The organism is Amycolatopsis sp. FDAARGOS 1241 (assembly GCF_016889705.1).
Classification (GTDB): Bacteria; Actinomycetota; Actinomycetes; order Mycobacteriales; family Pseudonocardiaceae; genus Amycolatopsis.
The window spans coordinates 7,138,176-7,161,834 of record NZ_CP069526.1 but is presented as its reverse complement, the minus strand read 5'-3'; the positions used below and the strand labels follow the sequence as shown (position 1 = coordinate 7,161,834).

The 23,659-nt window shown below is 71.4% G+C and carries 22 protein-coding genes and 1 pseudogene; 13 read left to right on the top strand and 10 right to left on the bottom strand.

Annotated elements, in window-relative coordinates; genetic code table 11:
• Positions 1–162 precede the first annotated feature (162 nt).
• The 4 genes from I6J71_RS34885 to I6J71_RS34870 all read left to right on the top strand — a co-directional run bounded on the left by I6J71_RS34885 (position 163) and on the right by I6J71_RS34870 (position 4,806).
• On the top strand, positions 163–678 hold the full coding sequence (locus I6J71_RS34885; RefSeq protein ID WP_204090743.1) for a (2Fe-2S)-binding protein: 516 nt from the start codon (positions 163–165) through the stop codon (positions 676–678).
• A complete protein-coding gene (locus I6J71_RS34880; RefSeq protein ID WP_204090742.1) occupies positions 678–3,116 on the top strand; it encodes a xanthine dehydrogenase family protein molybdopterin-binding subunit in 2,439 nt (812 codons plus the stop codon). The genes I6J71_RS34885 and I6J71_RS34880 overlap by 1 nt, the downstream gene beginning before the upstream one ends.
• Complete coding sequence (locus I6J71_RS34875; protein ID WP_204090741.1) at positions 3,113–3,967, top strand: xanthine dehydrogenase family protein subunit M; 855 nt, start codon at positions 3,113–3,115, stop codon at positions 3,965–3,967. Before I6J71_RS34880 ends, I6J71_RS34875 begins: the two co-directional genes overlap by 4 nt.
• A gap of 89 nt (positions 3,968–4,056) precedes the next feature.
• Complete coding sequence (locus I6J71_RS34870) at positions 4,057–4,806, top strand: SRPBCC family protein (RefSeq protein ID WP_204090740.1); 750 nt, start codon at positions 4,057–4,059, stop codon at positions 4,804–4,806.
• 196 nt (positions 4,807–5,002) lie between these two features.
• Here the strand turns inward: I6J71_RS34870 and I6J71_RS34865 are convergent.
• Positions 5,003–5,727 (bottom strand): annotated as a pseudogene (locus I6J71_RS34865) (transposase).
• Between the two features lie 557 nt (positions 5,728–6,284).
• On the opposite strand from I6J71_RS34865, the gene I6J71_RS34860 reads away from it, so the two are divergent.
• The 3 genes from I6J71_RS34860 to I6J71_RS34850 all read left to right on the top strand — a co-directional run bounded on the left by I6J71_RS34860 (position 6,285) and on the right by I6J71_RS34850 (position 9,473).
• Positions 6,285–7,490 carry a diguanylate cyclase gene (locus I6J71_RS34860; protein ID WP_204097384.1) on the top strand — a complete coding sequence of 402 codons (1,206 nt, stop codon included), beginning with the start codon at positions 6,285–6,287 and terminating at the stop codon, positions 7,488–7,490.
• 44 nt (positions 7,491–7,534) lie between these two features.
• A complete protein-coding gene (locus I6J71_RS34855; RefSeq protein ID WP_204090739.1) occupies positions 7,535–8,593 on the top strand; it encodes an NAD(P)-binding domain-containing protein in 1,059 nt (352 codons plus the stop codon).
• 70 nt (positions 8,594–8,663) lie between these two features.
• Positions 8,664–9,473, top strand: a complete 810-nt coding sequence (locus I6J71_RS34850; protein ID WP_204090738.1) for an alpha/beta fold hydrolase — start codon at positions 8,664–8,666, stop codon at positions 9,471–9,473.
• On the opposite strand, the gene iolD is transcribed toward I6J71_RS34850, so the two are convergent.
• From iolD to I6J71_RS34820, 6 genes are read right to left on the bottom strand one after another with little or no spacing between them, the layout of a single operon-like run.
• Positions 9,470–11,335 carry a 3D-(3,5/4)-trihydroxycyclohexane-1,2-dione acylhydrolase (decyclizing) gene (iolD, locus tag I6J71_RS34845; protein ID WP_204090737.1) on the bottom strand — a complete coding sequence of 622 codons (1,866 nt, stop codon included), beginning with the start codon at positions 11,333–11,335 and terminating at the stop codon, positions 9,470–9,472. The genes I6J71_RS34850 and iolD overlap by 4 nt on opposite strands.
• Complete coding sequence (gene iolB, locus I6J71_RS34840) at positions 11,332–12,222, bottom strand: 5-deoxy-glucuronate isomerase (protein ID WP_204090736.1); 891 nt, start codon at positions 12,220–12,222, stop codon at positions 11,332–11,334. The genes iolD and iolB overlap by 4 nt, the downstream gene beginning before the upstream one ends.
• Entirely contained in the window at positions 12,219–13,001 is a 783-nt protein-coding gene (locus tag I6J71_RS34835; protein ID WP_204090735.1) for an ATP-binding cassette domain-containing protein, read from the bottom strand. The genes iolB and I6J71_RS34835 overlap by 4 nt, the downstream gene beginning before the upstream one ends.
• Positions 12,998–14,026, bottom strand: coding sequence for an ABC transporter permease (locus I6J71_RS34830; RefSeq protein WP_204090734.1), 1,029 nt, complete (start codon positions 14,024–14,026; stop codon positions 12,998–13,000). The genes I6J71_RS34835 and I6J71_RS34830 overlap by 4 nt, the downstream gene beginning before the upstream one ends.
• Positions 14,023–15,045: a substrate-binding domain-containing protein gene (locus tag I6J71_RS34825; RefSeq protein WP_204090733.1), complete on the bottom strand. Its 1,023-nt coding sequence runs from the start codon at positions 15,043–15,045 to the stop codon at positions 14,023–14,025. The genes I6J71_RS34830 and I6J71_RS34825 overlap by 4 nt, the downstream gene beginning before the upstream one ends.
• A 34-nt stretch (positions 15,046–15,079) precedes the next feature.
• Positions 15,080–15,964, bottom strand: a complete 885-nt coding sequence (locus I6J71_RS34820; RefSeq protein WP_204090732.1) for a sugar phosphate isomerase/epimerase — start codon at positions 15,962–15,964, stop codon at positions 15,080–15,082.
• A gap of 145 nt (positions 15,965–16,109) precedes the next feature.
• Between I6J71_RS34820 and I6J71_RS34815 the strand changes: the two genes are divergently transcribed.
• From I6J71_RS34815 to I6J71_RS34800, 4 genes are all read left to right on the top strand, one after another.
• Positions 16,110–17,117, top strand: a complete 1,008-nt coding sequence (locus I6J71_RS34815) for a LacI family DNA-binding transcriptional regulator (RefSeq protein WP_204097383.1) — start codon at positions 16,110–16,112, stop codon at positions 17,115–17,117.
• Positions 17,114–18,124, top strand: a complete 1,011-nt coding sequence (locus tag I6J71_RS34810; RefSeq protein WP_204090731.1) for a Gfo/Idh/MocA family oxidoreductase — start codon at positions 17,114–17,116, stop codon at positions 18,122–18,124. Before I6J71_RS34815 ends, I6J71_RS34810 begins: the two co-directional genes overlap by 4 nt.
• Before the next feature lie 101 nt (positions 18,125–18,225).
• Positions 18,226–19,203 (top strand): aldo/keto reductase, encoded by a 978-nt coding sequence (locus I6J71_RS34805; protein ID WP_204090730.1) that lies wholly within the window; start codon positions 18,226–18,228, stop codon positions 19,201–19,203.
• A 50-nt stretch (positions 19,204–19,253) separates the two neighbouring features.
• Positions 19,254–20,012 carry an IclR family transcriptional regulator gene (locus I6J71_RS34800; RefSeq protein WP_204090729.1) on the top strand — a complete coding sequence of 253 codons (759 nt, stop codon included), beginning with the start codon at positions 19,254–19,256 and terminating at the stop codon, positions 20,010–20,012.
• A gap of 5 nt (positions 20,013–20,017) precedes the next feature.
• Here I6J71_RS34800 and I6J71_RS34795 read toward each other — a convergent pair whose 3' ends face one another.
• The 3 genes from I6J71_RS34795 to I6J71_RS34785 form a co-directional block, all read right to left on the bottom strand.
• Positions 20,018–20,893, bottom strand: coding sequence for a hydroxymethylglutaryl-CoA lyase (locus I6J71_RS34795; RefSeq protein WP_239154088.1), 876 nt, complete (start codon positions 20,891–20,893; stop codon positions 20,018–20,020).
• Positions 20,894–20,904: 11 nt separating this feature from the next.
• Complete coding sequence (locus I6J71_RS34790) at positions 20,905–21,747, bottom strand: CaiB/BaiF CoA-transferase family protein (RefSeq protein WP_204090727.1); 843 nt, start codon at positions 21,745–21,747, stop codon at positions 20,905–20,907.
• A 163-nt stretch (positions 21,748–21,910) separates the two neighbouring features.
• The gene (locus I6J71_RS34785; RefSeq protein ID WP_204090726.1) at positions 21,911–22,492 is read right to left on the bottom strand and encodes a TetR/AcrR family transcriptional regulator; all 582 of its coding nucleotides are present in this window, start codon (positions 22,490–22,492) and stop codon (positions 21,911–21,913) included.
• A 71-nt stretch (positions 22,493–22,563) separates the two neighbouring features.
• On the opposite strand from I6J71_RS34785, the gene I6J71_RS34780 reads away from it, so the two are divergent.
• Together I6J71_RS34780 and I6J71_RS34775 are read left to right on the top strand one after the other, a co-directional pair.
• A complete protein-coding gene (locus I6J71_RS34780) occupies positions 22,564–23,094 on the top strand; it encodes an SRPBCC family protein (RefSeq protein WP_204090725.1) in 531 nt (176 codons plus the stop codon).
• Positions 23,091–23,594, top strand: coding sequence for a GNAT family N-acetyltransferase (locus I6J71_RS34775; RefSeq protein WP_239154086.1), 504 nt, complete (start codon positions 23,091–23,093; stop codon positions 23,592–23,594). Before I6J71_RS34780 ends, I6J71_RS34775 begins: the two co-directional genes overlap by 4 nt.
• The last annotated feature ends 65 nt before the right edge of the window (positions 23,595–23,659 follow it).

Sequence of the window (23,659 nt, the reverse complement as noted above, 5' to 3'; positions counted from 1 at the left end):
GTGCGGGAGCACGGCCTAGACGTGCGACATCGGGACTTGTCCGCGCGCGAAAGGAGTAGCAGGCTCGCCTGTGAGGCCGATCACGATCGCGCCTTGGCCGTTCCCGAACCGGCCCGCCGCCCCCACCAGGGTCAGGCGGGCATTTGCTCTTGGAGGCCTTTCATGCGCATCACCGTCACTGTCGACGGCACGAAGTACACCGATGAAGTGGAGCCCCGTACGCTGCTCGTCCACTACCTACGGGAACGGGTCGGCAAAACAGGCACTGTTGTCGGGTGCGACACCAGCAACTGCGGCGCCTGCACCGTCCACCTCGACGGGCACAGCGTGAAATCCTGCTCCGTGCTCGCCGTCCAGGCCGACGGCAGCGAGGTCACCACGGTCGAGGGGCTCGCGCGCGACGGGCAGCTCCACCCCGTGCAGCAGGCGTTCCACGACAACCACGCTCTGCAGTGCGGGTTCTGCACGCCCGGCATGATCATGCAAGCCATCGACCTGCTGGCCGACAATCCCGACCCGGACGAACACGCGGTCCGTGAAGGACTCGAGGGGAACCTGTGCCGCTGCACCGGTTACCAGAACATCGTGCGCGCCGTGCGCGACGCAGCGCAGCACATGAGCCCGGGCGCCGGACCCGCGGCCGAGCAGATCAAGCACGTCGGCGTGGGTGGTGAGTGATGACCGCCACGATCGAACCCGAAGTCGGGAAGTCCCGTCGCCGCAAGGAGGACGAGCGGCTCATCACCGGCCGCACCCGCTGGACCGACAACATCGTGCTCCCGGGCATGCTGCACCTCGCCGTGCTGCGCAGCCCGATGGCGCACGCGAAGATCACTTCGCTCGACACCACGGCGGCCAAGGAGTCGCCCGGTGTCGTCGCCGTCTTCACCGCCAAGGACCTGGACCCGGACGGGTCGATCGGCATGCCGTGCGCGTGGCCGATCACGCCGGACATGAAGGCGCCGCGCCGGCCCGTGCTGGCCGACGGCCAGGTGAACTTCGCCGGTGAGGGCATCGCCGTGGTCGCGGCGCGCAGCGCGGGCGAAGCCCACGACGCGCTCGAGGCCATCGAGATCGAGTACGAAGACCTGCCCGTGGTGCTCGACATGGAGACCGCGCTCGCCGAGGGCGCGCCGCTCGTGCACGAGGACCTGGGCACCAACAAGAGCGCGTTCTGGAAGTTCGACTCGGGCGAAGCCGGCACGGGTGGCGACATCGAGCAGGCCATCTCTTCGTCGGAGATCGTCGTCAAGCGCCGGTTCCGCCAGCAGCGGCTGATCCCGGCGTTCATGGAGCCGCGCGCGTGCGTGGTCGACCCGACGGGCACGCAGCTGACGATGTGGTCGGCCACGCAGGTCCCGCACATCCTGCGCGTGATGACGTCGCTGACGCTGGGCCTGCCCGAGCACAAGGTGCGTGTGATCGCACCCGACGTCGGTGGCGGGTTCGGCGGCAAGATCGGCGTGCTGCCCGAGGAGATGATGACCGTCCTCGTGGCGCAGAAGCTCGGGAAACCGGTGAAGTGGAACGAGTCGCGTTCCGAGTCGATCCTCACCGCGCACCACGGCCGCGACCAGATCCAGGACATCACGATCTCGGCCAACGCCGACGGCACCGTCACCGGGCTGAAGGTCGAGCTGATCGCCAACATGGGTGCGTACATCGGGCTGGTCGGCTCCGGTGTGCCGATCCTGGGCGCGTTCATGTTCAACGCGATCTACAAGTTCCCGGCATACCACTTTGCCTGCACCAACGTGTTCACCACGACCACGCTCACCGACGCCTACCGCGGCGCCGGGCGGCCGGAGGCGACCTTCGCCGTCGAGCGGATGATGGACGAGCTCGCCCACGAGCTCGGCATGGACCCGCTGGAGCTGCGCGAGAAGAACTGGATCAAGCACGAGGAGTTCCCGTTCACCACGGTGGCCGGGCTGACCTACGACTCGGGCAACTACGAGGCCGCGACCGCGAAGGCCAAGGAACTGTTCGACTACGACGGCCTGCGGCGCGAGCAGCAGCAGCGGCGCGATTCGGGCGACCCGGTGCAGCTCGGCATCGGCATCTCCACGTTCACGGAGATGTGCGGCCTGGCGCCGTCGCGGGTGCTCGGCTCGCTGGACTACGCGGCGGGCGGCTGGGAGTACGCGCAGCTGCGCGTGCTGCCGACCGGCAAGGTCGAGGTGACCACCGGTGCGTCGGCCCACGGCCAGGGGCACGAGACGGCGTGGAGCCAGATCGTGGCCGACCAGCTGGGCGTCCCGTTCGAGGACATCGAAGTGCTGCACGGCGACACCCAGTCGTCGCACAAGGGCATGGACACCTACGGGTCGCGGTCGCTGGTGGTCGGTGGCATCGCCGTCGTCAAGGCCGCCGAGAAGGTGATCGCCAAGGCGAAGCCGATCGCGGCGCACATGCTCGAGTGCTCGGAAGACGACCTCGAGTTCGCGAACGGGAAGTTCACGGTCAAGGGCACCGACCAGTCGACGACGATGCAGGACATCGCGTTCACGGTGTTCGCGGCCCACGACCTGCCCGACGGCGTCGAGCCCTCGCTCGACTCCGACGCGACCTTCGACCCGGAGAACTTCTCCTATCCGCACGGCACGCACCTGTGCGCCGCCGAGGTGGACACGGAGACGGGCCGGATCAAGCTGCGCTCGTACGTGTCCGTGGACGACGTCGGTGTGGTGATCAACCCGCTGATCGTCGATGGCCAGGTGCACGGCGGGCTCGCGCAGGGCATCGCGCAGGCGCTGTTCGAGGAGGCCGTGCACGACGAGAGCGGCACGCTCACCACGGGCACGTTCGCCGACTACCTGCTGCCCTCGGCGGCCGACCTGCCGTCGTTCACCACGGCGCGCACCGAGACGCCGTCGACGACGAACCCGCTGGGCGCCAAGGGCGTCGGCGAGGCGGGCACGATCGCCTCGACGCCGGCGGTGGTCAACGCGGTGATCGACGCCGTGCGCCACTTCGGCGTGAACGACATCGAGATGCCGTTGACGCCGATGCGGGTGTGGCACGCCATCCAGCACGGAACCACGGCAGCCGGGGGAGCCGGCTCGGAGGCCGGTGGCGGCCTCGGTTCGATCGAACCCTCCGGAGGTGCCCAGTGATCCCGGCCCCGTTCGAGTACGTGGCTCCGTCCAGTGTGGACGAAGCTGTGCAGGCGCTCGCGGCGGCGGGCGAGGACGCGAAGGTGCTGGCGGGCGGGCAGAGCCTGCTGCCGGTGCTGCGGATGCGCCTGGCCGCGCCGACGACGATCGTGGACCTGCGCAAGGTCGCGGAGATGCGCGGCGTGCGCGAGGAGGGCGACACCCTCGTGATCGGCGCGATGACCACGCACTACGACGTGCAGCGCGACGCGCTGGTCGCCGAGCACGCCGCCCTGATCAAGGAGGCGACCGACACGGTGGCCGACCCGCAGGTGCGCCACGTCGGCACGTTCGGCGGCTCGCTGGCGCACGCCGACCCGGCGGGTGACCTGCCGGCGACGGTGCTGGCGCTGGACGGCACTCTGGTGATCGCGGGCCCGGACGGACGGCGCACGGTGCCGGCGGCGGAGTTCTTCCAGGACTTCTTCACGACGGTGCTGGCGCCGGACGAACTGCTCGTGGAGGTGCGGCTGCCCAAGCACACGGGGTGGAGCGCGCACTACGAGAAGTTCAACCGGGTCGCGCAGGCGTGGTCGATGGTCGCGGTGGGAGTCACCGTCCGCACTGAGGGCGGCGTGATCGAGGAGGCCCGCGTCGCGCTGACGAACATGGGTTCCACACCGGTGCGGGCCACCGCTGTGGAGCAGGCGCTGGTGGGCGCTTCGGCCAACGCGGACGTGATCCGCGCGGCCGCCGCCCACGCCGCCGACGGCACCAGCCCGGCCGCCGACGGCAACTCCGACGTCGAGTACCGCCAGCACCTCGCGCGGGTGCTGACGGGCCGCGCTCTCGCGGCGGCCGTCGGAGCCTGATCCGGGTCGAGGCCCACCTTGCGGCTGCCACAGCCGTAAGGTGGGCCTCAACGGTTTTGCCCGCTCGACGCAGGAGAGGAGGTCGGCCCGTGCGGCTCGACCACGAATTCACCGTTCCGGCACCGCTGGAGGAGGTCTGGCAGGCCGTCATCGACCCGGAGCGCGTCGCCCCGTGCATGCCGGGGGCCACGCTCACGAAGGTGGAGGGTGACTCCTTCACGGGTACGGTGAAGGTCAAGCTCGGCCCGATTTCCCTGCTGTACAAGGGCTCCGGCGAATTCCTCGAAAAGGACGAAGCTGCCCGCAAGGTCGTCATCAAGGCCTCCGGCAAGGACTCCCGCGGCGGCGGCACCGCGGCCGCCACGGTCACCGTGACCCTCCGCTCGACCGACGACGGCGGCACTCACGGCGACGTCGCCAGCGACATCGCCATCACGGGCCGCCCGGCGCAGTTCGGGCGCGGCCTGATCTCGGAGGTGGGCGGGAAAATCCTGGACACCTTCGCCGACAACCTGGCGAACTCCCTGAAGACCGCCCCGGAGGCTCCGCCCGCCGCCGCCGCACCTGCCCCGGCTGCCGCCGCGGCCGCCGCCCCGGCGTCGGAAGAAGCCGCCGCTACCGGCGATCTGGCAGAACAGTCGGCCGCCACCGCCGCCGAAACCGCCCCCAAGCCGCAGCTCCGCAGCGTCCCCGCGGGCGGCTCCACGGGCGAAACCGAAGCGATCGACCTGTTGGACTACGCCGGGCAGTCGGTGGCCAAACGCCTGATCCCCGTCGCCGCCGGCGCCGCGGTGCTCTTCGTGATCCTCATGATCATCCGCGCGGTCCGCAAACGCTGACGCGCCCCGCGCCGAAGGGCTTTCCCAGCCGCCGACGGGCTACCCCCTACCGGGCGCCCGTCGGCGGTCTTGCCTCGCCGCGCGCGAGACCGGTCTGAGCTGCTGCAAGCATCCCCCCGGCCGGAAGACAAGCCCCAGCCCTCCCCAAGGGCTGTCTCGTTACTGGTGTTGTGGTTGGTGGAGTTGGTTGTTGTGGTCAGCCGGCGAGGATGATGTTGTGCAGGTGCGCGAGTGCGGACATCGTGTCGGCGAGTGTGTTCGCAGCGCGGCTGTAGTCGCGGAGAATCTTGACGCGCTTCATCTTGGCCGGGACGTGCTCGACGCGGGCACGGATCTTGCGGTGGGTGGTGTTGAGGTTTTCCTTCCACTCGGGCAAGCCGCCGTCATGGGGTTTGCGGTCGGGCATGACGACTTCCGGGTTGCCGTGGTGCCGCCATCGGCCATGACTGGGCGATCGGCGAGTTGCTTGGCGATGGCGGAGTCGTGGTAGACGGTGCAGTGGTTGCGGCGGCCCGGCTGCGGGTCGCCGGTGGCGATCACCAGCGGGGTGTCGGCGTCGATGGCGACGTGCACGTTGGTGGAGTAGCGGTAGTTCTTCGACGGGGCGGCCGGCCGGTGATCCCGGGTCGGGGCCAGGGTGCCGTCCACGATCGCCACCGCGTCGATCCGGCGTTTGCGGACCGGGGCGAGTGCCGGCAGCGGGCCGATCGTGTCGCTTCCCCCGGTGCGCCGCGGAATGCGACACCCCGTAGGTCGCGACCAGCAGCACCCGGTCGATCAGCGGTAGCGCCCCTGCCGACCATCCGCGATCTCGGCCCCACCCCGCTTCGCGACCAACCGCACCAGCTTCCGGAACGGCGCCGGCTCCGACCCCGTGAACGGGGAAACCCACTCCGGCTGCGACGCTGTGATCACCTGCACCACACCACCATGATCAACTAACGACCACGCCAGTCCCACACCGGGTTACGAGACATCCCTTAGGGGGCGTGCCCATGTCGGTTCTATCGGCCCACCCCGACAACCCCGGTGCTCAAGGCCTGCCGGCCAGTATTCATCCACAACTCGGCCACCCTGTGGACAACCCATACACCCGCGGGCGAGTGGCTCGATTTTCTGGTCCTGAAGGGTTGAGTGATCGGCGGGCTTCCGTTCAGCGGATCGGGAGTGCTTTGACATGCCCGCAGCGATCGGCTGCAAGGCCCAGGACGTTTGCCCGCAGCGACCGATCGAGCGGGTCAATCCCAACAACCCACCACCTGACAAAACTGCCCCGCCGCTCTACTCCCGGCATGACCGCCGGGCAGAGACTGTGTGGGAAAATCCCCCGGTCCGGGCACCGCGGCGGGGCGAGCGGCTACTCTGGGCCACCTCGTCGGCTGACATCTCGGGTGGGGGCGTCCACGATGCAGGGTGCTGGCCCCCCAGGGGCCCGCGGTGCGCTCGCGGCGTGGCGCGGCTGGCCGGCGCGGTGGGCGATGTGGTCGGTGGCCCGCCCGCGGTGGATCGGGTACGCGCTGGTCACGGAAGTGGCCGCTGCGGTCGCCACCGGCACCGCGATGGTCACCGACTTCGGTGGTGCGGTCCAGTTCGGCTGGTTCGCCGCGCTGGTGATCCTCGGGGTCGGCCAGGCGGAGATGTCGCGCCGCAGCGAGCGGTTGCGCCGGTGGATGAGCGGCCAGACGCACATCAACGTCACATCCGTCTGGTACCTCGCTGGCGCGTTCCTGCTGCCGCCGGCGTGGGTGGCGGTGCTCGCGCTGGTGCTGTACCTGCATCTGTGGACAAGGGTGTGGCGCAACGTCCGCACGAGACCCGCCCACCGGTTCGCCGCCAGCACCGCCTGGGCGATGCTCAGCTGCTTCGCCGCGTCGGCGATCCTCACCGTCGACCACCTCAACGACGCCACGCTCGACACCGGGCACGGTGTCCTCGCCCTGGGCATCGCCGCGGCCGTGTTCGAGGCCGTGAACATGGCGCTCGTCGCGGCGGGGATCTACCTGTACACCGGCAGCCGGCAGTCTGCGGACCTCATCGGGACGTGGGAGGACAACGCTTTCGAGTTGGCGACGCTTTGTCTCGGCGGCCTGGCCGCGCTCGCGCTCGTCGCGCAGCCCGTGCTGGTGGTCTTCGTCGTCGCGCCGCTGCTGCTGCTGCACCGCTACCTGCTCCTCAAGCAACAGCTGCAGGTCGCCGCCGTCACGGACGAAAAAACGGGCCTGCTCAACACCGCCGGCTGGCACGTGCTCGCTTCGCGCGAGTTCACCCGCGCCCGCCGCGGCGGCGAGTTCGCCGTGCTGATGATCGACCTCGACCACTTCAAGCGCATCAACGACACCTACGGCCACCTCACGGGTGACGAGGTCCTCGCCGCCGTCGCCGTGGCGATCGAGGACGCCGTGCGCCAGACCGACACCGTCGGGCGCTTCGGCGGCGAGGAGTTCGTCGTCCTGCTACCCGACACCGCCGGGCCGCACGTGCTCGCGATCGCCGAACGCGTGCGCGTCGCGGTGGGGGAGCTGCGCCTGGTCGTCGGCGGCACGAGCGAGATCGCCGGGCTCTCCGTCTCGGTCGGGGTCGCGGGCTACCCGGACTCCGGCGACACCCTCGAGAAGGTGCTGCGGTCGGCGGACGCCGCGCTCTACCGGGCCAAGGACGCCGGGCGCAACCGCGTCGCCGTGTGAGTCACCGCTCGAAATACGCGATCACCGATTTCGTTGAACGTTGTATGACTGCGGATCACGAGACCGACGTGGTGGTGATCGGGGCCGGGCAGGCGGGCCTGTCGGCGGCGTACCACCTGCACCGCTCGGGGTTCGCCAACGAGACCGGCTTCGTCGTGCTCGACCATGGCAAACGGCCGGGCGGCGCGTGGCAGTACCGCTGGCCGTCGCTGGTCGTCGGCAAGGTCCACGGCATCCACGACCTGCCCGGGATGGCGTTCGGCACGCCCGACATCAGCCGCCCTGCGAGCGAGGTCGTCTCCGAGTACTTCGGGCGCTTCGAGAAGACGTTCGACCTGCCCGTGCACCGGCCGGTCGACGTGACGGCGGTACGCGATGAAGGCGAACGCCTGCTCGTCGAAACACCCGCGGAGACGTGGGCCGCGCGAGCCGTCGTGAACGCGACGGGTACCTGGGACCGGCCGTTCTGGCCGCACTACCCCGGGCAGGAGACCTTCCGCGGCCGTCAGCTGCACACTGCCGACTACACCGGCGCCGAGCAGTTCTGCGGCCGCCGCGTGGTGGTGGTCGGCGGCGGTACGTCGGCCGTGCAGTTGCTCATGGAAATCGGGCCCGTTGCGAAGTCGGCGACGTGGGTCACGCGCCGCCCGCCGGTGTGGCGCGACCGGGAGTTCAGCGAGGACTGGGGCCGGCAGGCCGTCGCGAAGGTCGACGAGCGCGTGCGCCAGGGCCTGCCGCCCCAGAGCGTCGTGAGCGTCACCGACCTCGCCGTGACGCCGGAGGTCCGCGCCGCGCAAGCCGCCGGTTACCTCGACCGCAGGCCGATGTTCGACCACCTCGTGCCCGACGGTGTGGTGTGGGCGGACGGCACCTTCGAGCCCGCGGACCTGATCCTGTGGGCAACGGGCTTCCGCGCGTCCATCGACCACCTCGCGCCGCTGCACCTGCGGGGGCCTGGCGGCGGCATCCGCATGGACGGCACGCGGGTCGTCGGCGAACCGCGCCTGCACCTCGTGGGCTACGGGCCGTCGGCCAGCACCGTCGGCGCCAACCGCGCCGGCCGCGCGGCCGTGCAGGAGATCCGCCGGCTCCTCGGCCGGTGACTCGACAACTCCGTAAGGCGTAAAGTATCGTCGCCGCCATCACCTTACGCCGTAAAGAGATGGGGTACGAATGGTTGTGCTGCCCGGCGGCACCTCGATCGGCATCGAGGTCCACGGCGACGGACCGGCAGTGCTGCTGCCGGTGAACCCGCGCCCGGCCGAAGGCGAGCAGGCGGAGTCGATGCACCAATGGGACGCGGACCCGGAGCTGGGCCGTTCGCTCATCGCCGGGCTCACCGGCTTCCGGGTGATCGCGTTCGACTACGAAGGCCACACGCTCGCCCACCCGCGCGCGGACACCCTCACGCCGGACGCCGTCACGGAAGACCTGCTCGCCATCGCGACCGCTGCCGGCGCCGAGGAGTTCGCGTACTACGGCTACTCCTGGCTCGCCCTCGCCGGGCTGCAGCTGGCGCTGCGCACCGACCGCCTCACCGCGCTGGCGATGGGCGGCTACCCGCCGCTCGACGGCCCATACGCCGAGATGCTCGCGGTCACCCGCGCCACTCACGAGATGCCCCGCAGCGAAGGTGGCGCCGCCACCCCGGGCGACTGGGACTCCGCCGGCTTCACCCTGTCCACGGCGCAGACCCGGCAGTTCGTCACGCTGTACGAAGCCCTGCGCGGATTCGACGACCACACGGCGCAGGTCAAGGGCCCGCGGTTGTGCTTCGCCGGCACCGAGGACCGCATCGAGTACGGCGAACGCTGGGGTGGCGTCACCGTCGACATCGCCGGCCCGCTCGTGCGCAACCGGGAAGCCCTCGAAGCCGGCGGCTGGACGGTCGCGTTGCTCGACGGCCTCGACCACTTGACGGCCATGCCGGCGAACGCCGTGCTGCCGGTCCTGCGGCCCTGGCTCGAAGCGGCCCTGAGCTAACGGCCCAGGTACCGCACCTGCTCCTGCTTGCCCGTGTCGAACTCCAGCCGGCCCGCGAGGTGCTCCGGCACGCCGACCTCCCACCACGCGCCCGCTTCCGTCCAGGCCGCGGGCAGCGTGCGGACCACGACCACCGCCGGCCGGTTCTCCTCGACGGCCGCCGCGCGGGCCGTGGCATACGCATCCCGGAGCCCGGCAACGGACGTCGCCGAGAACACCGTGCAGCCCAGGGCTTCCGCATGCCGCGCGAAGTCCACCCGTGGCGGTGAAGCGTGCTGGGTGCGGGAATCGGCGTAGAAGTTGTTGAACGGCTTGCCGCCCTGGCTCTGCTGCAGGCGAGCGATCACGGCGTACCCGTCGTTGTCGCACACCACCGCGACGAAGGGGTGCCCCGCGAACGCCGCGGAGAACAGGTCGGAGTTGAGCATCAGGTACGAGCCGTCGCCGAGCAGCGTGGTCACCAGGCCGGGGTGGGCCATCGCCGCGCCCCACGCGCCGGAGAGCTCGTAGCCCATGCACGAGAAGCAGTACTCCACGTCCATGCTCACTTCGCCGGAGCCGCGCCAGCCGCCGATGAGCTCGCCCGGCAGCCCGCCCGACGCGGTCATCACGTAGTCGTGCGGCCGCGACAGGTCGTTCACCACACCGACGACCTGGGCGTAACTGGGGATCTCCGTCGCCGCGCCCCGCAGTGCATCGACGTGCGCGTCCCACCGGGCGCGCTCCTCGGCCGCCCGAGCTGTCCACTGTGGATCGACGCGCCAGCTCTCCAGCTGCGCGGCCAGGTCGTCCAGCCCGGCCAGTGCGTCGCCGACGACGGCCAGCGCACCGTGCTTCACCGCGTCGAACCCCGCGGCGTTGAGCGTGACCAGCCGCAGCTCCCGCGAGAACACCGTCCACGACGCCGTGGTGAAGTCCTGCAGCCGCGTGCCGACGGCCAGCACCACGTCCGCCGCGGCGGCCAGCGAGTTCGCCGAAGCCGACCCGGTGATGCCCAGCGGCCCGGCGTGCAGCGGGTGCTCATGAGGCACGAGCGTGCGGCCCGCCGTCGTTTCCGTGACGGGAATCCCGTGCTTCTCCGCGAAGGCCAGCGCCCGCCGGCCCGCACCCGAATACCGCACGCCGCCACCCAGCACGAGCAACGGTTTCCGTGAAGCACGCAGCACGCCCGCCGCTTCCGTCACCGCCCGGCGATCCGGCCGCGGCCGCGGCACGCGGTGCGTCACCGGCTCGAACAGGGTCTCGGGGAAGTCGAACACCTCCGCCTGCACGTCCTGCGGCAGCGCCAGCGTCACCGGTCCGCAGTCGGCCGGATCGGTGAGCACCCGCGCGACTTGCGGCAGCGTCGCGAGCAGCTGCTCCGGGCGCGTGATCCGGTCGAAATAGCGGCTCACGGCGCGGAAGGCGTCGTTCACCGTCGCCGTGGCGTCGTGGAATGGCTCCACCTGCTGCAGCACCGGATCCGGCGCGCGGTTGACGAACGTGTCACCCGGCAGCAGCAGCACGGGCAGCCGGTTGGCGTGCGCGACGCCGGCGGCGGTCACGAGGTTCAGCGCGCCCGGCCCGATCGACGAGGTCACCACGCCGATCTGCCGCCGCTGCGTCGCCTTCGCGTACCCGGCGGCCGCCAGCCCCATGCCCTGCTCGGTGTGCCCGCGCCAGACGGGCAGCTCATCCCGGTGTTCTTCGAGCGCCGTGCCGAGGCCGAGGACGTTGCCGTGCCCGAAGATCGCGAACACGCCGGGGAACAGCGGCACCTCATGGCCGTCGAGCGTTTCGGAGCGCTGCGCGAGCAGCCAGCGCACCAGCGCTTGTGCGGTCGTCAACCGCTGCGTGCCGCGGCGGCCCCCGGAAGCGGTCATGAAGTCCGTCCCTCCCAGTCCGTGACCGGGCACCTCGGGTCAGGCGATTGGGACGCCCACGTGTCGCGGACCCAGCCGTGCGCGGGGTCGTCGCAGAACGCCATGGAGCGCTCCTCGGCGGGCCCGGCCAGCACGTTGAGGTAGTACATCGGGTAGCCGGGCGCTGCGACGCACGGGCCGTGGTACCCGCGCGGGATGAGGAAGACGTCGCCGTCGCGCACGGCCGCGTCCTCGTCCACCTCCCCATCGACCGTGTAGGTGCGATGCAGGCCGAAGCCCTCGCGCGAGGGGGTGACGGCGTCGCGGCCCGCGATGCGGAAGTAGTAGATCTCCTCGTTCACGACCTCGCACTCGCTCGCCTCGTCGTGCTTGTGCGGCGGGTACGAGGACCAGTTGCCGTCGGGGGTGAGCAGCTCGCACGCGCTGAGCTTGTCCGCGTGGTCCCACACGCCGGGCACGCCGAAGTTCGTGACCTGCCGCGTTGCCCGGCCCGCGCCGCGCACCTCGACCGGCACGTCTTCGGCCGGGCCGTACGCCGGTTCGAGGCGGCGCGTGCAGCGGGCCATCGGCAGTGCGACCAGCGCGCCGGTCGCCGACGTCAGCTCGACCTCGGCGTCGCGCGGCACGTAGGCGAAGTCCGTGACGCGCGTGAACACCGACTCCCGCCCCTCGAGGTCGAACTCCTCGTCGTCGACGCGCACGGTGAGCGAGCCGGACAGCGGGAGCACGAACGCCTCGAACTCGCCGGTCTCGATCGTGCGCGGCAGGCGCCGGCCGATCTTGAGCACCCGCAGGCCCGTGTACGTCCAGCCGGCCGCCTCCGGGGTGAGGAGGACCGGATCGGACTCGTCGGTGAGCGTCCCGTGTGGACGGTGCAGCGTGCTCACGATTCCACCGCCCGCAGTTCGTGTTCCAGTGCTTCGAGCTCGGCCCCGCCCGCCATCTGGCGCGTGAGCTCCGCGATACCGATCTCCGGCTTCTCGTACGAGCCCAGCGCGGCACCCCGCTTGAGCAGCAGGAACCGGTCCGCCACCGGGTACGCGTGGTGCGGGTTGTGCGTGATCAGCACGACGCCGAGGCCACGGTCACGGGCCTGCGCCACGTACTTGAGCACCACGCCGGCCTGCTTCACGCCCAGCGCCGCGGTGGGTTCGTCGAGGATCAGGACCTTCGCGCCGAAGTGGACGGCCCGCGCGATGGCCACGCACTGCCGTTCACCACCGGAGAGGGTGCCCACGGGCTGTTCGACGTCACGCAGGTCGATGCCCATGTTCGCGAGGGCCTTCTTGGTCGTCTCGCGGCCCTTGCGGCGGTCGAGCATGCGGAACGGGCCGAACCCGACCGTCGGCTCGGAGCCGAGGAAGAAGTTGCGCCACACGCTCATCAGCGGCACCACGGCGAGGTCCTGGTACACGGTCGCGATGCCGCGGTCGAGCGCCTCGCGCGGCGAGGTGAACCGCACGGGCTCGCCCTCGACGAGGAAGTCACCGTGGTCGTGCTGGTGCACGCCGGCGAGGATCTTGATGAGCGTGGACTTGCCGGCGCCGTTGTCACCGAGCACGCACGTGACCTCGCCGGCGTTGACCACAGTGGACACCTCGCGCAGGGCGACGACGCTGCCGTACCTCTTGCCGACGTCCCGGACTTCGATCAGCGGAGCGTTCATCGCCGGACCCTTTCCGCGCGGCGCCGGAAGGCGTTGTTGACGAGGACCGCGGCCAGCAGCATGATCCCGAGGAACAGCATGAACCAGTCGCTGTCCCACCCGGCGAACACGATGCCCTGGCGCGCCATGCCGAAGATCAGCGCGCCGATCGCCGCGCCCACCGCGGAGCCGAAGCCGCCCGTGAGCAGGCAACCGCCGATCACCGCGGCGATGATGTACTGGAACTCCAGCCCGATGCCCTGGTTCGCCTGCGCGCTCGCGAACCGCAGGATGTTGATCGTGCCCACGAGCCACGCGGCGAGCGCCGTGCCCATGAACAGCAGGATCTTCGTGCGCACCACCGGCACGCCGACCGCGCGTGAGCTGGCCGCCGAGCCACCGACGGCGAAGATCCAGTTGCCGAACTTCGTGCGCGACAGCAGCCACGCCGCCACGGCGACCACGCCGAGCCACCACACGATGGAGATCTGGAACGGCGTGCCCCCGAGGTCGAAGGTGGACGCGAACACGAACCCGGCCGAGGCGTAGCCGTCGGTCGAGCGCATGCCCGACACCTGCACGGTGCCGGTGACCAGCCGCGTCACGCCCAGGTTGAGGCCCTGCAACGCGAGGAAGGTGCCGAGCGTGACGATGAAGCTCGGCAGGCCCGTCTTCATCACGAGCCAGCCGTTGAATGCCCCCACGACCAGTGCGAACACCAGCGACACGAGCAGCGCGAGCCAGACGTTCCAGCCCGCCTGCGTCGCGAGGATGGCCGTGACCAGCGAGGCCGACGCCGTCATCACCCCGGCCGAGAGGTCGAACTCGCCGCCGATCATGAGCAGCGACACGGCGACGGACACGATGCCGAGGGTCGCCGCGTCGTCGAGCCAGGTGGCGGCGCCGCCGGCGCTGAAGAACTTCTCGGTGACGAGGCTGAAGAACAGGAACACCACGGCGGCGCCGAGCAGCGCGCCGATCTCCGGGCGGACCACGAGCCGGTCCAGCAGCCGCGGCTTCACAAGCCGCTCGTCGAGGGTCGTCATCGGGTGCCCCTTTGCACGTACTGGCCGACCTTGTCCACAGTGGATTTGTCGACCAGGTCGGGTCCGGTGAGCACCGGCTTCCCGCCGCCGACGACGTTCGCGTTGTCCCGGTAGAGCTTGAGGAACAGCACCGGCAGGTAGCCCTGCTCGTACTGCTGCTGGTCCACGGCGAAGAGCACGTCACCCGACTTGATCGCGGCCACCACGTCGGCGTTGAGGTCGAACGTGCCGACCTGTGCCTTCGAGCCCACCGACTTGATCGCGCTCACTGCCCGAGCCGCGACCTGGGAGTTGAGCGCCAGCACGGCGTCGATCGACGGGTCGGTCTGCACGGCGCCGCGGACGCGCGACTCGACGTCGGTGGGGTTGGAGATGTCCACTTGCAGCGTCTGCACGTCGCCCGCGAAGCCGCTCTTCGCGCCGTCGCAGCGCTGCGCCTGCCCGACGTTGCCGGCCTCGTGGATCACGCAGAGCAGCTTCTTCTTGCCGAGGTCCTTGAACTTCTTCCCGGCCTCCTGCCCGGCGATGGTCTCGTTCTGGCCGACGTGGGTGAGCGCGCCGTACTCGGCGCTCTTGTCCTCGCCCGAGTTGATGGTGATCACCGGAATGCCCGCGCGCACCGCGGCCTCGATCGATGGTTTGAGCGCCTCGGGGTTCGCCATCGAGACGACCAGGCCCCCGATTTGCCGGGCGACGGCGTTGTCGATCAGCTTGGCCTGCGCGCCCGGGTCGCCGTCGGAGGCGTACTCGACCTGCACGCCCAGGTCCTTGCCCGCCTGCTCGGCCCCGTTCTTGACCACGTTCCAGAACGCGTCGCCGGCGGTGCCGTGCGTGATCACCGCGACCTTGAGCGGCCCGGAGCTCACGGGCGCCGCGGCGGGCGCGGTGGCCTTCGGCTCGGCCGCGGGCCCGGTGCACGCCGAAAGCACCAGCAGGCCGGCGACGGCCAGCAGGCCCGCTGCGAGCCGGCCGGCCCTCGTGCGCGGCCTGGGCCCGCCGCGCCTCAAGCGATGGGACATCGGTGTCTCTCCTCGCTTCTTCCCTCGTTACCGGTCAGCCGGGCAGCCGGCCGACGATTCCCTCGAGGCAGGCGAGGCTGGCCGCCACGTCCCGCTTCGGGAGGTCCAGGGGGCTGCGCTCGCCGAGCGCGGTGTCCTGCTCCAGGACGTACCACCCCGTGTACCCCGCTTCGTGCACGAAGCGAACCATGGTTTCGGTGTCCACGTCACCCTCGCCGAGCGGGACGTACAGACCTTTCCCGACGGCGGCGGTGTAGGACAGCTCGCCGCGTCGGACGGCGCCGGCCAGCTCACCACGCACGTCCTTCAGGTGCAGGTGCCCGATGCGGCCGGGGTGCCGCCGAGCCAGCTCGACGGGATCGGTACCGCCGATCAGCAGGTGACCGGTGTCGAGGCACAGGTCGAGATCCGAATCGGCGAGGAAGCGCTCGACCTCCGGCCGGGTCTCGACGTGGGTGCCGACGTGCGGGTGCAGCACGGTCTTGAGGCCGCGCCGCGTGGCGACGTCGCGGACCCGGCCGGCGGTCGCGACGAGCGTGGCCCACTCGTCCGCGGTCAATGCGGGGCGGTCGTCGTAGCCGTCGAGCCCGGTCGCGGCGGCCAGCACCAGCACCTCGGCGCCGCACGCGGCGAACAGCGCCGCGGAGACCTCGGCTTCGGCGACGGCGGCTTCGGGGTTCTCGTGGAGCACCACGGCGAGGAACCCGCCGACGAGCTCGAGGCCGTAGCCACTCAGCAGCTGGCTGAGCTCGGCCGGGTCGCGGGGCAGGTACCCGGGCGGGCCGAGTTCGGTCGCGGTGACACCCACTTCCGCCATCTCCCCGAGCACGGTCGGCGCGTCGAGGACCCGGCCCCAGCCCGGCACTTCGCACACCCCCCAGGAGATCGGTGCGGCGGCGATGCGGATCTTCGCGGTCATGGAAGCCTCTCCGGTCGGTGCTGGGCAACGGCGTTGGCCCGTTCGGTGAGCGTCGGAGTGCGCGCTTGATTAGAGCGCTCTAAAGCTTGTAGCGTCGGCCGACAGCGAGTCAAGGCCGGAAGGCGGGCGGTTCGTGAAACCCACCATGGAGGACGTCGCCGCGCGGGCGGGGGTCTCGCGCGCGCTGGTGTCGCTGGTGATGCGCGGTTCGCCGAAGGTCTCGGCGCAGCGGCGCGAGGCGGTGCTGAAGGCAGCCGACGAGCTGGGCTATTCCCCGCACGTGATGGCGCGATCGTTGGCCAGCCGCACGTCGACCGTGCTGGGCGTGATGGTCAGCGATTTGCGCAACGCGTTCTTCGCCGACGTCGTGGAAGGCCTCGACGCGGCGGCGCAGGCCGCCGGTTTCGACCTGATCCTCAACACCGGTGGCCGCGTGCCTTCGCGCGAGAGTGCCGCGTTGCGCAGCCTGCTTTCCTTCCGCCCGGCGGGGCTGATCCTGCTCTCGCCCGTGGTGCCCGCGTCGGCGATCGAAGCGGCCGCGCGGCAGTGCCCGGTGGTGCTCGTGTCCCGCACCTCGCGAGCGTCCGGAGTGGACACGGTGAACGACGACGGTCAGACGGGGTCCGCGCTGGCTGTCGGCCACCTCGTGGGCCTCGGCCACCGCCGGATCGCGCACCTCGACGGCGGGGGAGCGGCCGGCGCCGCCGCGCGCCGGCGCGGGTTCCGCCAGGCGATGCGCGCCCACGGGCTCGAACCCGTCGTGGTGCCCAGCGAGCACACCGACACCGCGGGCGCGAAGGCGGTGCTGGAGCTGCTGAGCGCGTACGACCGGGGTGAGCTGCCCACGGCTTTGGTGGCGGGCAACGACTTCAACGCGGTGGGGGCGATCTCCGCGCTGGAAGAGCACGGCCTGCGGGTGCCGGACGACGTCTCGGTGGTCGGCTACGACAACACGTCCTTGGCCTCGCTGCGGCACATCTCACTGACCACAGTGGACCAGCCGCGCACGGAGCTCGGTCGGCTGGCCCTCGACGCGCTGCTGGAACGCGTGCGCGGCGAACGCGTGGCACCCGTGCGGCACCTGCTGCACCCTTCGCTTGTGGTGCGGTCGACCACCGCGCCCGCACAGCTGCGAGGAAAGGCACGCTCATGAGGCTGGGACTGGCCGGCACCGGCCGGATCGGCACCGCGCACGCCGAGACGCTCAAGGGGTTCGCCGAGGTTTCGTCGGTGGTCGTCGCCGATGTCGACCGCGCGCGGGCGGAGGCGGCGGCCGCGAAGCTCGGCGTCGAGGCCGCCGGCGGGATCGACGCGCTGTTCGCGGCAGACCTCGACGCGCTCGTCGTCACTGCCGCCACCGACGCGCACCCGGAGCTCATCGTCAAGGCGGTGGACGCGGGCCTCCCGGTGTTCTGCGAGAAACCCGTCGCCGCGGACATCGACGGCACGCTCGCCGTGCTCGCCCGCATCGAGGGGTCCGACGTGCCGGTGCAGATCGGCTTCCAGCGCCGCTTCGACGCCGGGTACCGGGCCGCGCGCGCCGCCGTCGCGAGCGGTGAGCTGGGCTGGCTGCACACCCTCCGCGCCATGACCTTCGACGCCGAACCGCCGCCCGCCGAGTACGTCCCGCACTCCGGCGGCATCTTCCGCGACTGCGGTGTGCACGACTTCGACGTGATCCGCTGGGTCACCGGCCGCGAGGTCACCGAGGTCTACGCACTGGGCGCCAACCGCGGCGCGCGGTTCTTCGCCGACGCCGGCGACGCCGACACCGCCGCCGCTGCCCTGACCCTCGACGACGGCGTCCTCGCCATCGTGAACTTGACCCGCTACAACGGTGCGGGCTACGACGTGCGCCTCGAAGTCTTCGGCTCACTCGGCAACGCCACCGTCGGTCTCGACGACCGCACCCCCGTCCGCTCCGTCGAACCCGGCGTGGCCCCGCTGCCCGGTCCCGCCTACCCCGGCTTCATGGCCCGCTTCCGCCCTGCTTACACCGCCGAGCTCGAGACGTTCCTCGACGTGGCGGCGCGCCGCACCCCCAGCCCGGCGACCGCTCACGACGCACTCGAGGCGTTCTACCTGGCCGAAGCGTGCGAACTGTCCCGCCGCGAGCGTCGTCCGGTGGCAGTGGCGGAGGTCCGGCGCCCCAGCGTGTGAGGTTGCCCGCGCCCCGCGCCGGCCGGGAGCCGGAGGCCGGGATCGCCACTACGCTCGTCGGCGGGAGGGTTTTCCGGCGACGAGAACAGGAGCGGCCTTCGATGGAGTACCTCCGGTTGGGCTCGAGCGGCCTGCAGGTTTCCCGCGTGATCCTCGGGTGCATGAGCTACGGCGACCCGGACCGCGGCCGGCACGAGTGGTCGCTCGGGCTCGACGACTCACGTCCGTTCTTCCGGGAGGCGGTGGAAGCCGGGATCACCACGTTCGACACGGCCAACGCCTACTCCGACGGGTCGAGCGAAGAGATCACCGGCAAGCTGCTGAAGGAGTTCACGCGGCGCGAAGAGACCGTGATCGCCACCAAGGTCTACAACCGGATGGGCCCGGGCCCCAACGGCTCCGGCCTGTCGCGGGGCGCGATCATGACGCAGCTCGACGCGAGCCTGCGCCGCCTCGGCACGGACTACGTGGACCTGTACCAGATCCACCGCTACGACGTGAACACGCCGATCGAGGAGACGATGGAGGCGCTGCACGACGTCGTGCGCGCCGGCAAGGTCCGCTACCTCGGCGCGTCTTCGATGTGGGCGTGGCAGTTCGCGCAGGCGCAGTACGTCGCCGACCTCGGCGGGTGGACGCGGTTCGTGTCCATGCAGGACCAGTACAACCTGATTCAGCGCGAGGAGGAGCGGGAGATGCACCCGTTCTGCCTCGACCAGGGAGTCGGCGTGCTGCCGTGGAGCCCGCTCGCGCGCGGCAAGCTGACGCGCGACTGGGACGAAGCGACCAAGCGCAGTGAAACCGACCGCTTCGGCCAGACGCTGTACAAGCAGGCCGAGGAGTCCGACCGCCGTGTGTCGGCCACGGTCGCCGAGATCGCCACCGAGCGCGGGGTCTCGCGGGCGCAGGTCGCGCTGGCGTGGATGCTGCACAAGCCGGCGGTCACGGCCCCGATCTTCGGCGCCACCAAACCGGGTCACGTCGCGGACGCCGTCGCCGCCGTGGACCTGGAGCTGAGCGACAAGGAGCTGGAGCGCCTCGAGGAGCACTACGCACCGCACGTGCCGGCCGGTTTCTGAGCCCGGGCGATCGCCGGGACGGCCTTTCACCCGTGTCGTATGTTCGAACCATGCTTGGTCGTGACGGGAACGACGCCGGCCTCGCCGGTGGCGCGGGCGGGCACACACCGCTGCTCCTGCTCGGGAAGATCACCGAGATCCTCAACGTGTTCACCCTCCGGGAGCCGGCGCTGACGTTGCGGGAGATCCAGCGGGCCACCGGGATCCCGTCCTCGACGGTGCAGCGGCTGGCGACGAACCTCGTCGCGCACGGGTTCCTCGACCGGGCCGGTGACCGGTTCCGGATCGGTGTGAAGATGGCGTACTGGGCGGCGGCCGCCGCGCGGGAGGTGGATGTCCTCGCGGTGGTGAACCCCGTGCTGAAGGATCTGCGCGATGTCACCGGCGAGACCGCGTGCTTCTTCCGCGCCGAGGGCGAGCACCGGGTGTGCATCGCGGTCGCCGAGACCCGCCACGGGCTGCGGCGGGAGATGTCGGTCGGCCGGATCGCGCCTGTCTCGGTCGGCGCTCCGGGTCGGGTCCTGCTGCCGCAGCTGACCGCCGGCACGATCACCGACCGCGACGAGCTGCGCAAGCTCATCAAGCAGACCGCCGCGGACCACTACGCGATCACGGTGGGGGAGCGGGTCGACAGCGCCTCGGGTGTCGCGGCTCCCGCGTTCGACTCCGCCGCCGATCTCGTCGGAGCGGTCGTCGTGCAGGGCCCGACCCTGCGGATGCCGTACGAGAAGTGCGTCGAGTGGGTGGACCTGGTCGTCGAGCACGCCGAGCGCATCACCCGCGCGCTCGGCGGCCGAATGCCGGACTGACCCGGTCAGAGCGCCCACGGGAAGGCCATGGCGCTGGTGCGGGCGCCCTGGCCGGCTCGCGACCGGTTGGGTTCGCCCAGCTCGTCGAGCAGGTCCCCGGCGAGGCGCACCAGCCGGGCGAACCCGCCCGGAGTGAGCCACGCGGGGCGGAGGACGAACAGCAGGTCCCCGGTCGCGGCGTTGCCGCCGGCGCCGGGCGCGAACGGGCAGCCGCCGAGGCCGCCGAGCGCGCCGTCGACCCCGTCGGCACCGGCAGCCAGCGCCGCGAGCGAGTTCGCGACGCCGAGCCCCCAGGTGTCGTGTCCGTGGTAGACCACGCGCCGGCCCCGCCGTGCGACGGCGCCGACCAGGCTCGTGACCTGCGCGGGCACGGCCTGCCCGAGCGTGTCGCAAACCACGACGTCCACCGCGGCCGCGGTCCGCGGGTCGTCGGCGATCGCGAGCACGCGCGCCGGGTGCACCTCGCCGCGGAACGGGCACGTGAACGACGTGGCGATGCACAGCTGCACCCGCCCGCCGCCCGCGTTCTCCACCGCGGCGGGCACGGCCGCCAGACTGTCCTCTGTGGACCGGCCGAGGTTGGCGCGGTTGTGCGCGTCCGACGCGGACAGGCAGTACTGGAAGTTCACGGCCCCGGCTGCGGCTGCCTTCTCGACGTGCCGGGGCGTGGCGACCCACACCCAGCAGCGCGCGAGCTCCGCGGGTGTCAGCGCGGCCAGCACGTCGGAGGTGTCGGCCAGCGACGGCACGAGATCGGGGCGGGCCATCGAGCCCACCTCGACCGCGGGGACGCCGAGGGCGAGCAGTTCGCGCACGAGGGCGATCTTGTGGCCGGTCGGGATCGGTTTGCCCGTCAGCTGCAAGCCGTCTCGCAGGGTCACGTCCCGGAACGTCACGCGCGTCCTCCCGCGACCGCTTCGATCTCGTCGTCGCGCCGGCCGAGCACGTCGCGCAGCACCTCGCGGGTGTGCGCGCCGAGGTCCGGCCCGAGCGAGCGCACCGGCAGGGACCGCGCGCCCAGCACCGGCACGATCCCGGGGAACCCGACGTCGGCGGGTTCGTCGTCGCCGACGTCCACCGGCAGCGTCTGGATCATGGCGCGGGCGCGGTACTGCTCGTCCGCGCAGATGTCGGCGGCGGTGTAGATGGGACCCGCCGGGACGGCGGCCGCGTCGAGCACCTTCAGCACTTCCTCGCGGGTGCGCTCGGTCGTCCACTCCGTGATGGCGCGATCGAGCTCGTCGCGGCGCGCCCACCGGCCGGCGTTGGTCGCGAGCCCCGGGTCGTCGGCGAGGTCGGGCCGGTCGATGGCGCGCATGTAGCGGCCGAAGATCGAGTCGCCGTTGCCCGCGATCACCACGCTGGTGCCGTCGGCGCAGGGATAGGCGTTGCTGGGCGCGATGCCTTCCATCCGGCCGCCGACCCGTTCCCGCTCCACGCCGTGCGCGAGGTGGTCGGGCACGAGCGACTCCATCATGGAGAACGCCGCTTCGTGCAGGGCGACGTCGACCACCCGGTCCCGCAGTGGGCCGCGGTTCCCCTTTTCCCGCACGGAGTTCTCGCGCAACGCGACCAGCACACCAAATGCCGCGTACAGCCCGGCGATCGAGTCGCCGATCGACACCCCGACCCGCGACGGCGGCCGGTCCGCCTCTCCGTACCCGATCGCCTTGCGATCGATGACATAACGACGTTTTGCCCCACAGCTCGACCCACATCGTGAGCCTATTCCCATAATTCGGGCCAACTCGCCCGGGCAAACCGGGCAGACAGGGTGCAACGGCGCAGGAGTGGACGGATGAAACTCCTATGTCGCACAGAATCGGAGAGGGCCGGCGCGCCGGAGCCGAGCCGGCCGGTGGCCGGCGCGCAGGCGAGCGCGCTGTTCGCGCTTGCCGTCAGGGGTGGAGCAGCTTGCGAACCGAGCGGGTCACCAGGTCGGCGGCCTTCGGCGGGGGAGTGCGGCCGCTGGAGAGGTAGCGGTGGACCACGGCGCGCGGCACCTCCACCAGTGCCAGCACCACGTCGTCCACCGTGCGGCCCGGGGGATCCGACAGGGTCAGGGTGGCGCGTTTGAGGGCGGCCTTCAGTTCGTTCTCCGCGCGCGCGAGCACGGCGGTGGCTTCCGGCGTCCACTCGGTGGGCGAGAACGCCTGCTTGCCCGCGTCGAGCACGCGGGCGCCGGCCGGATGGCGGCGGCACCAGTGCACGACGCTCGCGGCGGCGGCGACCGCGTCGTCGACCGTCGGGGCCGGGCCCAGCAGTGCGATGAAGTCGTCCTGGAAGTCGCGCAGGTTCGTCGTCCACAGAGCGGCCAGGAGAGCCGGGCGGTCGGCGAAGCGGTGGTAGATGGAGCCGTTCGGGGCGCCCGCGGCCTTCGCGGCGGCGGCCATCGTCACGGCGCGCGCGCCGCCCTCGGCGAAGAGTTCAGCAGCGGCGCCGAGAAACTGCGCGGTCGTGTAAGTCGGGGGCCTGCCCATGTTGTGGAGACTATGCTCTAATACGTTCTGGAGGAAAGTCTCCAGAACCAGTCACCGGAAGGAGCAAACCGATGTCCGTGCTCAACGTGCACGCTCGCGAGTTCCCCGTCCCGGTCGCCGAAGCGGGGCGGCTGCTCGACGACCTCACGGAACGGCTCTGGCCCGCCGAAGACTGGCCGCCCATGGAGTTCGCCGGCCCTCTCGCGCCAGGCGCCGAGGGCGGGCACGGGCTGGTGCGCTACGTCGTGGAGAGGTTCCACGCTGGACGGTCACTCCGTTGCCGATTCACGGCGCCGCAAGGGATCGAGGGCTTCCACGAGTTCCTCGTCCGCGGGACCGCGACCGGCTGCGTGCTGGAGCACGTGCTCGCCGCCCACCTGCACGGCGCGGCCCGCGTCACGTGGCCGCTGTTCTGGCGGCCGTTGCACGACGCGGTGCTCGAGCAACTCCTCGACCGCGCCGAACTGGCCCTGACCGGCGCAATCGCCGAGCCCGCCCGGTGGTCCCCGTACGTCCGGTTGCTGCACGCCGCCGGCAGCGTGGTGGTAAGCCGTATTACCGGGTCGCGCACCCAAGATCCTCGTGTCAAGCTTCGGGCGTGACCGGAGCTCACGAATCCGAGATCGTGCTGACCCCCCTCGACGAGCCGGCCCTGCACCGGTTGCTCGAGGCCGCGGTCGCCGACGCCGACCCGCGCGAGGTGATGCCTCCGGTGGACGGCCCGCCGGGGTGGACGCGCGCGCGCCGCGAGGCGTTCCTCGCCCTCCACCGGCGGCGTTCGCTCGACCCGGACACTGCCATCGAAACCACGTGGGTCGTCGAGGTCGGCGGCCGCGCGGCCGGTGCGGCGCGCCTGCGGCCAGTGCACAGCACATCGTCGGTCGCAGTGGAGGCCGGCGTGTGGCTGTGCCGCTCGGTACGCGGGCGCGGCATCGGCAAGCGCGTCACCGAAGTCCCGCTCGAAGCCGCCCGCGACGGCGGCGCGGCCCGGTTCATCGCCTCCACGACGGTGGCCGACACCGCGGGCCGCCGCCTGCTCAGCGGCGCGGGCGCCGACCTCGACGTGCGCGGGGAGGACGTGGACGCCAGCCTCGAACTCTGAGCTCCCGCCACCGTGGCCCGCCTGCCGGACGCGGGGAGGTGAGCCACGGTGGTCAGGGCGAGCCG

Coding starts and splice junctions, on each gene's coding strand:
- I6J71_RS34805 (WP_204090730.1), top strand. CDS start 18,226: ATGGAGTACCTCCGGTTGGGCTCGAGCGGCCTGCAGGTTTCCCGCGTG.
- I6J71_RS34825 (WP_204090733.1), bottom strand. CDS start 15,045: ATGTCCCATCGCTTGAGGCGCGGCGGGCCCAGGCCGCGCACGAGGGCC.
- I6J71_RS34810 (WP_204090731.1), top strand. CDS start 17,114: ATGAGGCTGGGACTGGCCGGCACCGGCCGGATCGGCACCGCGCACGCC.
- I6J71_RS34820 (WP_204090732.1), bottom strand. CDS start 15,964: ATGACCGCGAAGATCCGCATCGCCGCCGCACCGATCTCCTGGGGGGTG.
- I6J71_RS34860 (WP_204097384.1), top strand. CDS start 6,285: ATGTGGTCGGTGGCCCGCCCGCGGTGGATCGGGTACGCGCTGGTCACG.
- I6J71_RS34830 (WP_204090734.1), bottom strand. CDS start 14,026: ATGACGACCCTCGACGAGCGGCTTGTGAAGCCGCGGCTGCTGGACCGG.
- I6J71_RS34855 (WP_204090739.1), top strand. CDS start 7,535: ATGACTGCGGATCACGAGACCGACGTGGTGGTGATCGGGGCCGGGCAG.
- I6J71_RS34790 (WP_204090727.1), bottom strand. CDS start 21,747: ATGGGAATAGGCTCACGATGTGGGTCGAGCTGTGGGGCAAAACGTCGT.
- I6J71_RS34815 (WP_204097383.1), top strand. CDS start 16,110: ATGGAGGACGTCGCCGCGCGGGCGGGGGTCTCGCGCGCGCTGGTGTCG.
- I6J71_RS34800 (WP_204090729.1), top strand. CDS start 19,254: ATGCTTGGTCGTGACGGGAACGACGCCGGCCTCGCCGGTGGCGCGGGC.
- I6J71_RS34785 (WP_204090726.1), bottom strand. CDS start 22,492: ATGGGCAGGCCCCCGACTTACACGACCGCGCAGTTTCTCGGCGCCGCT.
- I6J71_RS34885 (WP_204090743.1), top strand. CDS start 163: ATGCGCATCACCGTCACTGTCGACGGCACGAAGTACACCGATGAAGTG.
- I6J71_RS34850 (WP_204090738.1), top strand. CDS start 8,664: ATGGTTGTGCTGCCCGGCGGCACCTCGATCGGCATCGAGGTCCACGGC.
- I6J71_RS34880 (WP_204090742.1), top strand. CDS start 678: ATGACCGCCACGATCGAACCCGAAGTCGGGAAGTCCCGTCGCCGCAAG.
- iolD (WP_204090737.1), bottom strand. CDS start 11,335: ATGACCGCTTCCGGGGGCCGCCGCGGCACGCAGCGGTTGACGACCGCA.
- I6J71_RS34835 (WP_204090735.1), bottom strand. CDS start 13,001: ATGAACGCTCCGCTGATCGAAGTCCGGGACGTCGGCAAGAGGTACGGC.
- I6J71_RS34780 (WP_204090725.1), top strand. CDS start 22,564: ATGTCCGTGCTCAACGTGCACGCTCGCGAGTTCCCCGTCCCGGTCGCC.